This is a genomic window from Kitasatospora sp. NPDC036934 (assembly GCF_055608425.1).
This window is the reverse complement of record NZ_JBVJQR010000019.1, coordinates 86,114-99,095: the sequence shown is the minus strand read 5'-3', so window position 1 is coordinate 99,095 and position 12,982 is coordinate 86,114. Positions and strand designations below refer to the sequence as shown.

The 12,982-nt window shown below is 74.9% G+C and carries 13 protein-coding genes and 1 pseudogene; 9 read left to right on the top strand and 5 right to left on the bottom strand.

Translation table 11 applies throughout. The features are described from left to right. Positions 1-55: 55 nt before the first annotated feature. From ACZ7BZ_RS27170 to ACZ7BZ_RS27160, 3 genes are all read right to left on the bottom strand, one after another. The gene (locus tag ACZ7BZ_RS27170; protein WP_470360608.1) at positions 56-481 is read right to left on the bottom strand and encodes a VOC family protein; all 426 of its coding nucleotides are present in this window, start codon (positions 479-481) and stop codon (positions 56-58) included. A 38-nt stretch (positions 482-519) separates the two neighbouring features. Beyond that, positions 520-1,038, bottom strand: coding sequence for a hypothetical protein (locus ACZ7BZ_RS27165; protein WP_470360607.1), 519 nt, complete (start codon positions 1,036-1,038; stop codon positions 520-522). A 184-nt stretch (positions 1,039-1,222) separates the two neighbouring features. Then, positions 1,223-1,948: a class I SAM-dependent methyltransferase gene (locus tag ACZ7BZ_RS27160; RefSeq protein ID WP_470360606.1), complete on the bottom strand. Its 726-nt coding sequence runs from the start codon at positions 1,946-1,948 to the stop codon at positions 1,223-1,225. 68 nt (positions 1,949-2,016) lie between these two features. On the opposite strand from ACZ7BZ_RS27160, the gene ACZ7BZ_RS27155 reads away from it, so the two are divergent. From ACZ7BZ_RS27155 to ACZ7BZ_RS27135, 5 genes are all read left to right on the top strand, one after another. Next, a complete protein-coding gene (locus ACZ7BZ_RS27155; RefSeq protein WP_470360605.1) occupies positions 2,017-2,394 on the top strand; it encodes a nuclear transport factor 2 family protein in 378 nt (125 codons plus the stop codon). Positions 2,395-2,709: 315 nt separating this feature from the next. Further along, positions 2,710-2,991, top strand: coding sequence for a hypothetical protein (locus ACZ7BZ_RS27150; protein ID WP_470360604.1), 282 nt, complete (start codon positions 2,710-2,712; stop codon positions 2,989-2,991). Between the two features lie 81 nt (positions 2,992-3,072). Beyond that, the gene (locus ACZ7BZ_RS27145) at positions 3,073-3,798 is read left to right on the top strand and encodes a dienelactone hydrolase family protein (RefSeq protein WP_470360603.1); all 726 of its coding nucleotides are present in this window, start codon (positions 3,073-3,075) and stop codon (positions 3,796-3,798) included. Between the two features lie 44 nt (positions 3,799-3,842). After that, positions 3,843-4,106: an erythromycin esterase family protein gene (locus tag ACZ7BZ_RS27140; RefSeq protein ID WP_470360602.1), complete on the top strand. Its 264-nt coding sequence runs from the start codon at positions 3,843-3,845 to the stop codon at positions 4,104-4,106. A gap of 185 nt (positions 4,107-4,291) precedes the next feature. Next, a complete protein-coding gene (locus ACZ7BZ_RS27135) occupies positions 4,292-4,870 on the top strand; it encodes a hypothetical protein (RefSeq protein ID WP_470360601.1) in 579 nt (192 codons plus the stop codon). Positions 4,871-4,977: 107 nt separating this feature from the next. Here ACZ7BZ_RS27135 and sigJ read toward each other — a convergent pair whose 3' ends face one another. Beyond that, positions 4,978-5,934 carry an RNA polymerase sigma factor SigJ gene (sigJ, locus tag ACZ7BZ_RS27130; protein WP_470360600.1) on the bottom strand — a complete coding sequence of 319 codons (957 nt, stop codon included), beginning with the start codon at positions 5,932-5,934 and terminating at the stop codon, positions 4,978-4,980. A gap of 124 nt (positions 5,935-6,058) precedes the next feature. On the opposite strand from sigJ, the gene ACZ7BZ_RS27125 reads away from it, so the two are divergent. Further along, on the top strand, positions 6,059-6,445 hold the full coding sequence (locus ACZ7BZ_RS27125; protein WP_470360599.1) for a DoxX family protein: 387 nt from the start codon (positions 6,059-6,061) through the stop codon (positions 6,443-6,445). 101 nt (positions 6,446-6,546) lie between these two features. Here the strand turns inward: ACZ7BZ_RS27125 and ACZ7BZ_RS27120 are convergent, their stop codons facing one another. After that, positions 6,547-7,206, bottom strand: a complete 660-nt coding sequence (locus ACZ7BZ_RS27120; protein WP_470360598.1) for a histone deacetylase — start codon at positions 7,204-7,206, stop codon at positions 6,547-6,549. A 426-nt stretch (positions 7,207-7,632) separates the two neighbouring features. Between ACZ7BZ_RS27120 and ACZ7BZ_RS27115 the strand changes: the two genes are divergently transcribed. From ACZ7BZ_RS27115 to ACZ7BZ_RS27105, 3 genes and pseudogenes are all read left to right on the top strand, one after another. After that, the gene (locus ACZ7BZ_RS27115) at positions 7,633-11,628 is read left to right on the top strand and encodes a Pls/PosA family non-ribosomal peptide synthetase (protein ID WP_470360597.1); all 3,996 of its coding nucleotides are present in this window, start codon (positions 7,633-7,635) and stop codon (positions 11,626-11,628) included. A gap of 176 nt (positions 11,629-11,804) precedes the next feature. Further along, positions 11,805-12,005, top strand: a pseudogene (locus ACZ7BZ_RS27110) (DUF4287 domain-containing protein); the annotation flags it as partial. Between the two features lie 348 nt (positions 12,006-12,353). Further along, positions 12,354-12,974, top strand: coding sequence for a hypothetical protein (locus ACZ7BZ_RS27105; protein WP_470360596.1), 621 nt, complete (start codon positions 12,354-12,356; stop codon positions 12,972-12,974). Positions 12,975-12,982: the final 8 nt, after the last annotated feature.

Sequence of the window (12,982 nt, the reverse complement as noted above, 5' to 3'; positions counted from 1 at the left end):
CACCGGCACGGGCGCCGGCACCGGCACGGGCACTGGCCCGCCCGGCCGACCCGACTCAGTCGACGCAGAACTCGTTGCCCTCGACGTCCTGCATCGAGATGCACGAGTCCTGGCCGTCGTACAGCACCTGCACGCGCACCGCGCCGAGCGCCTCCAGCCGGGTGGCCTCGGCCTCCAGCACGGCCAGGCGCTCCTCACCCACCAGCCCGGTGCCCACCCGCACGTCCAGGTGCACCCGGTTCTTGGCGGTCTTGCCCTCGGGAACGCGCTGGAAGTACAGCCGCGGGCCCACCCCCGACGGGTCGGTGCAGGCGGACCAGGAGCCCCGGTCCTCCGGAGCCCGGGAGGCCTCGTACTCCTCCCAGCCGGCGAACCCCTTCGGCGGCGCCATGACGTACCCCAGCACCTCGCACCAGAAGCGGGCGACGCGCGCGGGCTCCGCACAGTCGAACGTGACCTGGAACTGCTTGATCGCTGACATCCGGGCACCGTAGCAGGGGACGCTCACCCGTTCCCGGATTATTCGGCGGCCAGGATCCAGTCCGCGGAGGGGGTGGTGCCGCCGGGCTGGGCGCCGAGGCGGCCCTCCTGGGTCTCCGTCAGGTAGAGGTCGTTGTCATTGAGGTCCGACTCCGAGCGGACCCGGGAACGGCCGCCGTCCGCGATGCTCCACGCCGACTCGGCCACCCGGCACTGGCCGTAGCGGATGCGCCAGTTGTCACCGATGGCCACGCAGCCCCAGGCGCCCTTGTCCGGGTCGAACGCCGCCACGTTGACCCACGCGCCGGCCGCCCGCAGCTCCCACCGCTGCTCGGGCACCGCCTCGCAGGGCTCCAGCCGCACCTGGGTGGTGCCGAAGACGTGGTGCAGGCACGTCCCCGTACGGGCGTTGCGCAGGCTGTACGCCGCAGGCGCCGCAGGTGCTGCGGGCGCGGCCGGTGCCGCGGGCTCCACGGGCTGCGCCGTCGCGCGGGCGGTGGCCAGGAACAGGAGCGCGGAGGCGGCTGAGGCCGCCGCGCGCCAGGGGCGAACGGGCATGGGGTGGCTTTCCGTTGCGGCCCGCCCGGCGCTGCGCCGGTCCGGCCGCGGGGGAGGGGCGTGATCCGTGGGAACAACTGGTACAACGGTCAACGATTCACCCGGAGCCGGGAAACGGAGCACCACGCCCGGACCCGCGAAAGCGCGGGAAGCCGGCCCGTTCGACTCCCGCGGGCGGGCCGGGTCAGGGGCGCCGGGCCACGAACACCAGCTCCCGGCCCGGCTGGTCCGGCGCCCCGCGCACCTCCTCCAGCGCGAACCTCTCCTCGGCGAGGTCCCGCTCGACCTCGGCCCGCTCCCGGAAGCGCAGCGTCGAATCCGAGGTCAGCACCTGCCCGTCCGCGCCGAACACGTACGTCCAGCGGAACGCCACCAACGGCCCGCGCACCTCGGTCAGTTGCACCCAGCTCCGAACCGGGCCGACGCCCGGCACCAGCGTCGTGCGGTGCGAGCGCTCCCGGGTCCACTCCTCCCAGGCCCGGGCGGCCGGATCACGGGTCTCGAACACCAGCCGCCCGCCGGGGCGCAGCGCCTCCCGGGCGCCGCGCAGGGTGCGCCGCCAGGCGGGCGGGTCGGCGATCGCCTGCGCGACGTTGGCCGTCATCGTCGCCAAGTCGACTTGCAGAGCCGGGAGTCCGCCCGCGTCACCGCAGATCCAGCGCACCAGATCGGCGCCCGGCTTGGCGCGCGCCACCTCGATCGACGCCGCCGCCGGATCGACACCCACCACCTCGACGCCGCGCCCGGCCAGCAGCAGCGCGAACACCCCGGTGCCGCAGCCGATGTCCAGCACCCGGCGCGCCCCGAACTCCCGCACCATCCCCAGGTAGGCGACCAGGTCGCAGCGGTCCGGGTCCAGCGCGTCGTAGACCCCGGCGAGGCGTGGATGCCCGAAGCACTCGTCCACCATGCCGGCCACCCTAGTGCTGTGGCCGGGAGGATCCGGAGCGCACGCGCGACGGCTGGTATTACTGGGGTATGCAGGAAGAGACCGCACGCTCCGCGATCGACACGTTCATCTCCGCGTTCAACGCCTCGGACGACAGCTATGTGACGGCCCTGCTCTCCCAGGCCCTGACCTCGGACGTGGTCTTCTGGGGGCCGTTGGGGCGCAGCGAGGGAATCGCGGCGGTCGAGCGGTTCGTGCTGGACATCCGACGCCACCCGGCGGGGACCGGCACGATGGTGCGCTGCTCGGAGGTGGACATGCCTGACGAGTGGGCCCGGTACCGGTGGGTCTTCACCACGCCGGACGGAGGCCCCCGCCTGGCGGGAACGGACGTCGTCCATCTGCGGCGGAGCCTCATCGACCAGGTCATCGTCTTCGCGGGGGAGATCGAGCCGTCCACCTCCTGAGCCGTCCTTCCGTCGCCGTCCTCCTCCTGGACTTGCGCTCAACTGCCGCAAGGGGCCCGCGAACTCCGCCGTCTCAATCCGTTCGACCGGCATGGCCGCGGGCGACGGCGGCCTGGGCCGTAGCCCACCAGGATCGTGCAACGGGTCCTCGGCCGCCGGGTCGTGGGAACCTTCCCGGCCGCAGCACCGCACGGCGCCCAACTGCCGCTGTTCCATCGCCGGTTCGGGCGATTGCGGTATCCGTCCCGGCGCCGACAGGATCGTTCGCACGGGCACCGCTTCGGGGCGGTGCCCCCCTGACCAGGGAGGAACCCCATGCGTCGTCGGATCTCCGGAGCCGTCCTGCTCGCCGCCGCCGGGATGCTCGCCCTCGCCGTCCCCGCCCAGGCCGCCACCGGGCTGCTGGTGGTGAACGGCGTGCCCCACCAGCACCCGGCGCGCGGCTGCTACCCGGCCTCCTCGCCGATCTTCGTCGAGAACTTCACCGACTCGACGGTTCTGGTGCACGCCGGCGCGAACTGCCAGGGCCCGGTGACGGCCGAGGTGGAGCCGAGGGAGTCCGCCGAGGCCTTCGGGGCGAGCTACTTCGTGCTCTGAGCCGGCGGGTCCGCTTCGGGGCCGCTCGGCTGTCGGCTAAGGACCGCCCCACCGGGCCTCGCCGGCGCCTAGCGTCGGCCCATGACAACGGTCACCACCCGCACGGTCCGCTACCCCGCCGACGGCCTCACCATGGTCGGCCACCTCGCGCTCCCGGCCGGCACCGGCCCCCGCCCCGCCGTCCTGATCGGGCCCGAGGGCACCGGCCTCAACGACTTCCAGCGCCGCCGCGCCGACGCCCTCGCCGAACTCGGCTACGTGGCCCTGGCCTTCGACATCCACGGCGGCCGCTGGTTCACCGACCGCCAGGAGATGCTTGCGCGCTGCCTGCCCCTGCTCGCCGACCCCGACCGGCTGCGCGACATCGGCCACGCCGCCCTCGACGCGCTGCGCGCCCAGCCGCGCACCGACCCCGGACGGATCGCCGCCATCGGCTACGGCACCGGCGGGGCCGTCCTGCTCGAACTCGCGCGCTCCGGTGCCGACCTGAAGGCCGTCGCCACCGTCAACGCCCTCATCACCGGCCGCCCCGGGGAGGCCGCGAACATCCGCTGCCCGGTGTGGGCGGGCGTCGGCTCCGAGGACCCGATCCAGCCCGCCGCCCAACGCGAGGCCTTCACCGCCGAGTTGCAGGCCGCCGGCGTCGACTGGCGCCTCACCGTCTACGGCGGCGCCCAGCACGCCTTCCACCACCCGCCCGTCGACCAGCCCGTCGTCCCCGGCGTCGCCCACCATCCGCTGCACGCCCGCCGCGCCTGGCGCGACATCCTCGCCCTGCTCGACGAATGCCTGCCCGCTGGGGCCTGACCGCTCACGGCCGACGCTCCCGCCGCCCTGGAGCGGATCCGGGCGTGCAACCCGCCGTCGTCCCCGACCCGGCCCCCGACCTGCTCGACGCCAGGCTCGGCGAGACCGACGCCCCCGCCCACTGGCTCGACCTGCGCCACCAGGACGTCCGCCGCGCATGGGACGGCCCCGCCAAGGCCCGCGTCATCGGCGGCGTCTACACCCCGGAGCGCGACGCCGCCGAACACCTGGCCGTCGCCTCCCTCCCCGGCGCCTTCGACGTCCTCGTCCACCTGCGCGAGGCCACCCCGGTCCACCGGCTCCCGTGACCCGGCCGGCGCTGCGGGCGCGTGTTCGTCCGTTCCTCTGTCCGTCCGTTCGTCGGTTCGTCGGTTCGCCCGTTCGGGCGGACCGAGGGCGGGGCGCGGCGGCGGCCGCCGGTCGCTCGGCCACCCTGGTGCGGATGCGGCCCGCGACGGCGCGGGCGGCCGGTGCGAGGGAACGGCGGACGACCATGGAGCGCAGACGCACGGGAGCACGCGGCGGGGCACGCGGCGGGAGGTGGCTGACGGCGGCCGTGGCGGCGGGCTGCGCGCTGGCGACGCTGACCGCCGGTCCGTCCTGGGCCGGGCAGCGCCCCGACCCCCGCCCGATCGGCCGACCGGTACCGCCGCCCGCGCACGCCCCCGCGGTCTCCGACTCCGACCTGGAGGTGATCCGGCTGGACCCCGACGCCGCCCCGCCGGGCGGCCGGACCAGCCTGCACGCCTTCGTCGCCAACCGCGGCCCGGACACCACGGCATCGCCGTTCGACGTCCTGATCGTCCTGCCGGCGGGAACCACGGCGGAGGAGCCGTTCTTCCCCGAAACGTGCACGGCCTCCGGGGACAAGCGCCACCTGCGCTGCACCTTCGGGCCCGGGCTGCGTGAGGGGCGCAGCGCGACCGCGATCATCCCCGTCCGGATCTCCCCCGACACGCCCACGGGCCCGCTGCTCGGCGGGGAGGTCGCCGTGTACAGCCCGGACGACCGGAACGGACGCGACAACCGGCAGCCGTTCGAGATCGCGGTCGTCGAAACGGCCGCAGCCTGAGGGCCGTCGCGACCCGGCGGCGGCCCCGCTCCCGGTGACGCCGCCCCGCTCCCGCCCGGCTGAGCGGACCGCGCCCGCCTCCGCCCGCCACCGATTTCCGGGGCCGCCTACCGGTCCCGATCCCGTTCCCGCACCCGGCGCAGTCCGATGTCGGACACCTCGCCCAGGTGTCCGAGCTTGTCCGGGTTGGACACCGAGTGCAGCGCCCGGATCGCGCCGCCGGCGATCTCCAGCACCAGGACACCGGCGACCCGCCCCCGGGGGTCGTAGGAGACCGCGCCCGGGCGGCCGTTGACCAGGGCCGGGCGGAGGGTGACGCCGAGTTCGCGGTTGCGGGTGAAGCCGAAGGCGAGCAGGTGGGCGACGCGCTCCAGGCCGGCGACCGACTTGCCGACCGACTGCGCCTTGCCGCCGCCGTCGCCGTGGAAGACCACGTCGGGGGCGAGCATGCCGAGCAGCTCCGCGAGGTCCCCGCCGGCGGCCACGGCGAAGAAGCGGCGGGCCAGTTCGTCGCCCTCGGCCCGCCGGGCCGCCGGCAGCGGGGCGTCCGTGCCCAGGGCCAGGTGCTTGCGGGCCCGGGCCAGGATCTGACGGCAATTCGCCTCCGACTTGCCGGTCAGCTCCGCGACCTCCGGGTAGCCGTAGCCGAAGGCCTCGCGCAGCAGCAGCACCGCCCGCTCCACGGGGGAGAGGGCCTCCAGCATCACCAGGAAGGCCATCGACAGCGAGTCGGCCAGCTCGGCGTGCTCGGCGGGGGCGTCGCCGGGGCGCTCGGCGAAGGCGACGACGGGCTCGGGCAGCCACTCGCCGACGTAGCTCTCGCGCCGCACCCGGGCCGACTCCAGGTGGTTGATGCCCAGGCGGGTGACCGAAGTGGTCAGGTACGCCTTGAGGTTGGTGACGGTGGTGCCCGCCTGCCCGGCCCGGGTCAGGTTGAGGAAGGTGTCCTGGACGAGGTCCTCGGCGTCACCCACCGAGCCCGTCATGCCGTAGGCGATGGAGAACAGCAGCGGCCGGTACCGGGCCGCCTCCGCCACGTCCGCCGTACCCGTCGATCCCGCCATGGCACCCCGTCCCTTCCGGCGCCGCCCCGCCCGGGGTGGCGCGCCTCACACCGGGCCCCGTCACGGGCGGCCCGGCTGCCCTGTCCCAGAGGGCAGCAGCGGACAACGTACCGAGGAGAACGCCATGAACCCCGCACTGTGGACCGTCACCGCACTGCTGGCCGCCGCCTATCTGCTCGGCGGTGCCTTCAAGCTGCTGGTGCCGAAGGAGCGGATCGCCGCCGCCGGGCGCAGCGGCCGCTGGGTCGAGGACTTCAGTGCGGGCGGGGTGAGGGCGATCGGCGCCCTCGAAGTCCTGGCCGCGGCGGGGCTGGTGCTGCCCGCGCTGCTCGGCATCGCGCCGGTGCTGGTGCCGCTGGCCGCGCTCGGGCTGGTGCTGCTGATGGCCGGGGCGGCGGTGGTGCGCCTGCGGCGCTGCGAGTACCGGCTGGTGGCGGTGGACGTGGTCTACGTGCTGCTGGCCGCGTTCGTGCTCTGGGGCCGTCTGGGCCCGGAGTCCTTCCTCAACTGACCTCCGGAGAACGGAAGCTGACGGCAGGCCGACCGCCGACCGACCCCCGACCGCGCGCCGACCTGCCGTCAACCGGCCCTCGGCTCGGCCCCCGCCCCTGCTCACCCCAGCAGCGCCGCCACCGCCCCCACCTCCCAGTGCCCGGCCGCCCCCGGGCGGGTGGCGAGGTAGCCGGCGGCGCGCCAGGGCCCCCAGCCGTGGGCCTCGGCCAGGCCGGCGCCCAGGGTGCGCAGGTAGGCGGCGGTGGGGGCGGTGGGCTCGGTGCCGGCCAGGCCGGCGGGGGAGGTGAAGGTGAGCACCGGGCGCCCCCCGAGTGCTCCGACGCGCAGCAGGGTCACGTAGCGGCCGGGGCCGACCCGGTCGCGGCCGGTGGCCAGGACCCGGGTGAGGTCGAGGTCGGTGCCCGGGGCGCGGCGCATCTCCTGGGCGGCGATGTCGCTGAACTGGCCGGGGGTGAGCAGGTAGCCGCGGCAGGGCACCGGCCCGCGGCCGGCCGGGTCGTAGTAGGCCGTCGCGCCGCCCCAGGTGGGGGAGTCTCCGGCGAAGTACAGGGTTCCGGGCAGGGTGAGGGCGGCCGTTCGCCGGGGTGGGCGGCGGTCGCGGCAGCCCGGGCAGCCGAGGGCCGCGCCGTCCGGACGGCCGCCGTACAGGTAGCAGGCGAAGCGGGCAGCGTGCAGGTTGGACCCGTACGCCGCGTACCAGAGGAGCGGGTTCCCGCCGTGCGGTCCGCAAGCGGGCGCCGCGGCCCACACCGTCTTCACAGGAAACGTCCGTTTGTTGGACGGCGGCTGGAGAGTCTCACACACAACCGAGACTGACGTGGACAGGACGAGCATCCGACCAAAACCCACCGATTCGGTAGCCAACCCCTCACTACCGGTACCGTTCCGGACGCCATGGTGTTCATCACTCTTCCCTCAGCCGTCACGCCCCTCCGGTTTTCGCCGATTAGCCTTCACCAGCGAAAACACGTAGAAATACCCGAATCGACATTCGATTCGCATGATGATTAGGCCGATTGTCATCAATGATGAGAATTCTCTTTGACCGCGCCTTCGCTGCATCCAGCGGACGCCCCGTGGAGTCATGGTGAGTGGGCGCGTTCCCACCACGTGACAACGGCGTCACCGCACGTAGCGACGTGACACGCGCCTCTCAGGACAAACGGAGCCAAGGAACCCATCCCCATGGACGCACGCCACGACACGGCTGGCCCAGGCACGCTGCACCGACCCGACCCGGGGCAGGCCGCGGGCTGGCCGGTGGCCCAGCCAGCCCACCCGCGAAGCCTCCTCGACGTCATCGCCGCCACGGCCGACGCGTACCCCCACGCGCCGGCCCTGGACACCGGTGAGACGGTGCTCGACTACCGGACCCTGCTGCAGCAGGTCGACGCCCTGGCCGGCGGGCTGGCCGGCCACGGCATCGGCACCGGCGACCGGGTGGGCGTACGCATCCCCTCCGGCACCGCCGACCTGTACGTCGCCATCCTCGCCGTGCTGCGCTGCGGCGCCGCCTACGTGCCCGTGGACGCCGACGACCCCGACGAGCGCGCCGAGATGATCTGGCAGGACGCCCAGGTCTGCGCGATCATCGGCGCCGGCCACCGGCTGGCCGCCGGCCCCGCCGCCCGCCCCTCGGGCCGCCCGGCCTGGCCCACCCCGGCCGACGACGCCTGGATCATCTTCACCTCCGGCACCACCGGCCGCCCCAAGGGCGTGGCCGTCACCCACCGCAGCGCCGCCGCCTTCGTCGACGCCGAGGCCCGCATCTTCCTGCGCTCCCACCCGCTGGGCCCCGGCGACCGCGTCCTGGCGGGCCTGTCGGTGGCCTTCGACGCCTCCTGCGAGGAGATGTGGCTGGCCTGGCGCCACGGCGCCTGCCTGGTGCCCGCCCCCCGCTCCCTGGTCAAGGCCGGCACCGACCTCGGCCCCTGGCTCGTCCAACGCCGGATCACCGCGATCTCCACCGTCCCCACCCTGCTCGCCCTGTGGCCCCAGGAGTGCCTGGACCAGGTCCGCCTGATCATCGTCGGCGGCGAGGCCTGCCCGGCCGAACTCGTCGAGCGCCTGGCCGTGCCCGGCCGCGAGTTCTGGAACACCTACGGCCCCACCGAGACCACCGTGGTGGCCACCGCCGCCCGGATGCTGCCCGGCCAGCCGGTGCGCATCGGCGCACCCCTGGACGGCTGGGAGATCGCCGTCGTCGACCAGGCCGGCCACCCCGTGCCCTGGTACGAGAACGGCGAACTGCTGATCAGCGGCATCGGCACCGCCCGCTACCTCGACCCCGCCAAGGACGCCGAGAAGTACAGCCCCCACCCCGCGATCGCCTCCCCCCGCGTCTACCGCAGCGGCGACCTGGTCCGCAACGACCCCGAGGGACTGGTCTTCCTCGGCCGCGCCGACGACCAGATCAAACTCGGCGGCCGGCGCATCGAACTCGGCGAGATCGACGCCGCCCTCCAGGCCCTGCCCGGCATCCGCGCCGCCGCGGCCGCCGTGCGCAAGACCCCGGCCGGCGCCGACCTCCTGGTCGGCTACCTCGTCGCCCGGCCCGGCGCCGCCCCCGACCTCGCCGACGCCCGCCAGCGACTGCTGGAGCGCCTGCCCGCACCCCTGGTGCCCGTCCTCGCCCTGGTCGACTCCCTGCCCACCAAGACCTCCGGCAAGGTCGACCGCGCCGCCCTGCCCTGGCCGCTGGCCACCACCGGCAGCTCCGAGCGCCCCGCCGAGACCCTGGACGGCACCGCCGGCTGGCTCGCCGGCCAGTGGGAGCGCCTGCTCGGCATGGCCCCCGGCCGCGGCGACGACTTCTTCGCCCTCGGCGGCTCCAGCCTCACCGCCGCCCGCCTGGTCTCCGAACTGCGCACCCGCCACAGCGGCGTCTCCGTCGCCGACCTCTACGCCCATCCGGTGCTCGGCGACCTCGCCGGCTACCTCGACTCCCTCGCCCCGGCCCCCCGGGCCGCGGCGGCCGCGGCAGGGCCGGAAGCCGCCGCGACCGCCGCGCCCGCACGGCCGGTGCGACCCACCCCGCGCGGCGCCGGCTTCTGGCAGAGCCTGATGCTGCTCGCCATGTTCGGCCTGTCCGGACTGCGCTGGGTGGTCGTCCTGATCGCCGTCGACAACCTCATGGGCGGCAACGTCCCCTGGGCCCCGCACAGCTCCTGGTGGCCCGTGGCGGCCGGCGCCGTCCTCTTCTACAGCGCCCCCGGCCGCACCCTGCTCGCCGCCGCCGGCGCCCGCCTGCTCACCGCCGGCATGCGCCCCGGCAGCCACCCCCGCGGCGGCCAGGTCCACCTGCGGCTGTGGGCCGCCGAGCGCTACACCGCCATGTTCGGCACCGGCAACCTCTCCGGCACCCCCTGGGCCCCGCGCTACGCCCGGATGCTGGGCTGCCGCGTCGGCAGGAACGTCCAGCTGCACACCGCGCCCCCCGTCACCGGCCTGGCCCGGATCGGCAACGGCGCCAGCCTCGAACCCGAGGCCGACATCGTCGGCTGGTGGCTCGACGGCGACACCCTCCAGCTCGGCCACATCGACATCGGCGAGGGCGCCAGCATCGGCCACCGCGCCACCCTGATGCCCGGCGCCCGCGTCGGCGCCGGCGCCGAGATCGCCCCCGGCTCCTGCGTCACCGGCACCGTCCCGCCCGGCGAGCACTGGCACGGCTCCCCGGCCCGCCCCTCCACCGAGGCCCGCACCCCCTGGCCGACCGGCCCCGTCAGGGCCTCCCGGATCTGGAACCTCGCCTACGGCGTCGGCTTCGCGGTCTTCGGCCTGCTGCCCGTCATCGCCGCCCTGCCGGCGATGTTCATGGTCTACCCGATGGTCGACAACCAACGCACCCTGGCCGCGGTGCTGCTCCAGCTGCTGCCGATGACCGTCCCGCTGGCCATCCTCACCGTCGTCTGCCACGCCGCGCTGATAGCCCTGCTGATCCGGCTCCTCTCGCTCCCGCTGCGCCCGGGCTTCCACCCGGCCACCGGCAAGGTCGCGTTCTGCGCCTGGGGCGTCTCCCACCTCGGCGACAGCGCCCGGCGCACCCTGTTCCCCTTCTACGCCAGCCTCTTCACCCCGGTGTGGCTGCGCCTGCTCGGCGCCAGGATCGGCAGCAGGGTGGAGGCCTCCACGGTGCTCGCCCTGCCCGGCCTGATGCGGGTCGACGACGGCGCCTTCCTCGCCGACGACACCCTCGTCGCCCCCTACGAGCTGCGCGCCGGCCGCCTGCACCTGGGCCGCGCCCACGTCGGACGCCGCTCCTTCGTCGGCAACTCCGGCATCGTCGGCCCCGGCCGCTCGCTGCCCGACAACTCCCTGGTCGGCGTGCTCTCCGACACCCCCGCCCAGGCCCCCGAGGGCTCCTCGTGGCTGGGCCGGCCCGCCTTCGCCCTGCCGCGGGTGGCCGACACCGGCGGCGAGGCCCGCACCTACGACCCGCCCAAGCGCCTGATGTGGGCGCGCGCCGGCGTCGAGGTCTGCCGACTGCTGCCGGTCGTCATCGCCGCCGTCATGGCCGACCTGGTCTTCGCCGCCCTGCAGGCCGTCCGCAACGACTACGGGCTGGGCACCGCCGTCGGGGCGGCCGGCCCGGTGCTGGTGGCCGCCGCGGTGGTGGCCTGCGCGGTCACCACCCTCGCCAAGTGGCTGCTGGTCGGGCGCTTCCGGGTCTCCGAGCACCCCCTGTGGTCCTCCTTCGTCTGGCGCAACGAGCTCTACGACACCTTCGTCGAGGAACTCGCCATGCCCTTCGGCGGCGGCGCCATGACCGGCACCCCGTACCTGAACCTGTGGCTGCGCAGCCTCGGCGCGAAGATCGGGCGCGGCGTGTGGTGCGAGACCCACTGGCTGCCGGAGAGCGACCTGGTCACCGTCGGGGCGGGCGCCAGCGTCAACCGCGGCACCGTGCTGCAGACCCACCTGTTCCACGACCGGGTGATGCGGCTGGGCCCCGTCCACCTGGGTGCCGGCTCCACCACCGGGCCGCACTCGATCGTGCTGCTCAACTCCTCCCTCGGCGACGCCGCCACGGTCGGCCCGGCCTCCCTGGTGATGCGGGGCGAGAACGTCCCCGGCGCCACCCGCTGGCTCGGCAACCCCGTCGCCGCCTGGAACGCCGACGCCACCCCGCCGGCCGGGCGCCGCGCGGCCCGGGGACGGCGGCGAGCTGCCGTGATGTAGATCACACTTATCGGGCGATGAGGAAGCGGTGCGGTCACGGTCCTACCCGTGAACGCACCGCTTCTGCTTTGCCCGTACTTGGGAGGACACCGGACATGACCACGGCACATGTGAAGGCCACCGCCACCGCTACCGCAGCCACCGCAGTCGCCGCGGCCACCGCCGGGGCCGGGAAGAACGCCGTCAAGGGCCCCGCGAGCTACTTCCCGTCGATCGAGAAGAAGCACGGCCGCCCGATCGAGGAGTGGAAGGACCTCGTCCGCGCCTCCCCGCTCACCAGGCACATGGAACTCGTCGCCTGGCTCAAGACCGAGCACGGCCTGGGCCACGGCCACGCCAACGCCCTGGTCGCCCACACCCTCGCCGAAACGGCCTGACCCGGGCCCCCGGGCCCGGGCCACGGTCGCCGGGGGCCGACGATCCGGCCATGACGGGGGCCGGGGCCGCCGACGGCACGATCGGATGACGGCGGCCCCGGCCCCGGTCCGTTCCCGTACGGGCGGGGCATCGACCGCGGACTGCCCGTACGGCTGCGGTCGGCCCCCATTCCACGACTTCAACAGCACTTGAAGTCAAGCCCGGCCGGAAAGGCCCTGCCGGCAAAGGCCCGGAAGGGAGCCGGCGGGAAGCCGGCGGGAAAGCCCCCGGCAGGAAAGCGGACACCCGCGCGGGGTAGCCTCGCTCCCGGCGGGGGCCGACAGGCGGAACGGACAAGGGGCGGACGGATGACGCAGCAGCAGCGCGGCTACTGGCGGGACTCGGACGGCACGCCCGTCGCCGTCAGCCAGGCGCACATCGTGTGGACCAGGGCGGCCTACCCCGCCCTGGTGGACGTGGCCCGCCGCTACCACGCGGTGATCACCTACGCCGACCTGGCCGAGGCCGTCCAGCAGGCCTCCGGGGTGCGCACCAGCATCAACCAGCGGCACTGGATCGGCAAGGTCCTCGCCCTGGTGGTGCGCGAGGCCCACCGCCGCGGCGACCCGCCGCTGACCGCCCTGGTCGTGCACGCCACCGACGGCATGGTCGGCGCCGGCTACCAGGACGTCCTGGCGGTGGCCGGGCAGCCGCCGATCCTCGACGAGATGGACCGCGAGCAGCACGCCGCCGCCGCCCGGCTGGCCTGCTACCGGCACTTCGGAGCCGACCTGCCCGCCGACGGCGGCATCCCGGCCCTGGCCCCGCGGCTGAAGACCGCGGTCACCCGCAAGAAGGCCGCCGCCGCCACCGGCACCGCCGCCGCCACTGCGACGGCCCCGCGCCCGCCGGCGATCTGCCCGAACTGCTTCCTCGAACTGCCCGCCACCCGGGTGTGCGACTCCTGCGGGGAGAACGTCGCGCCCTGACGCGCATC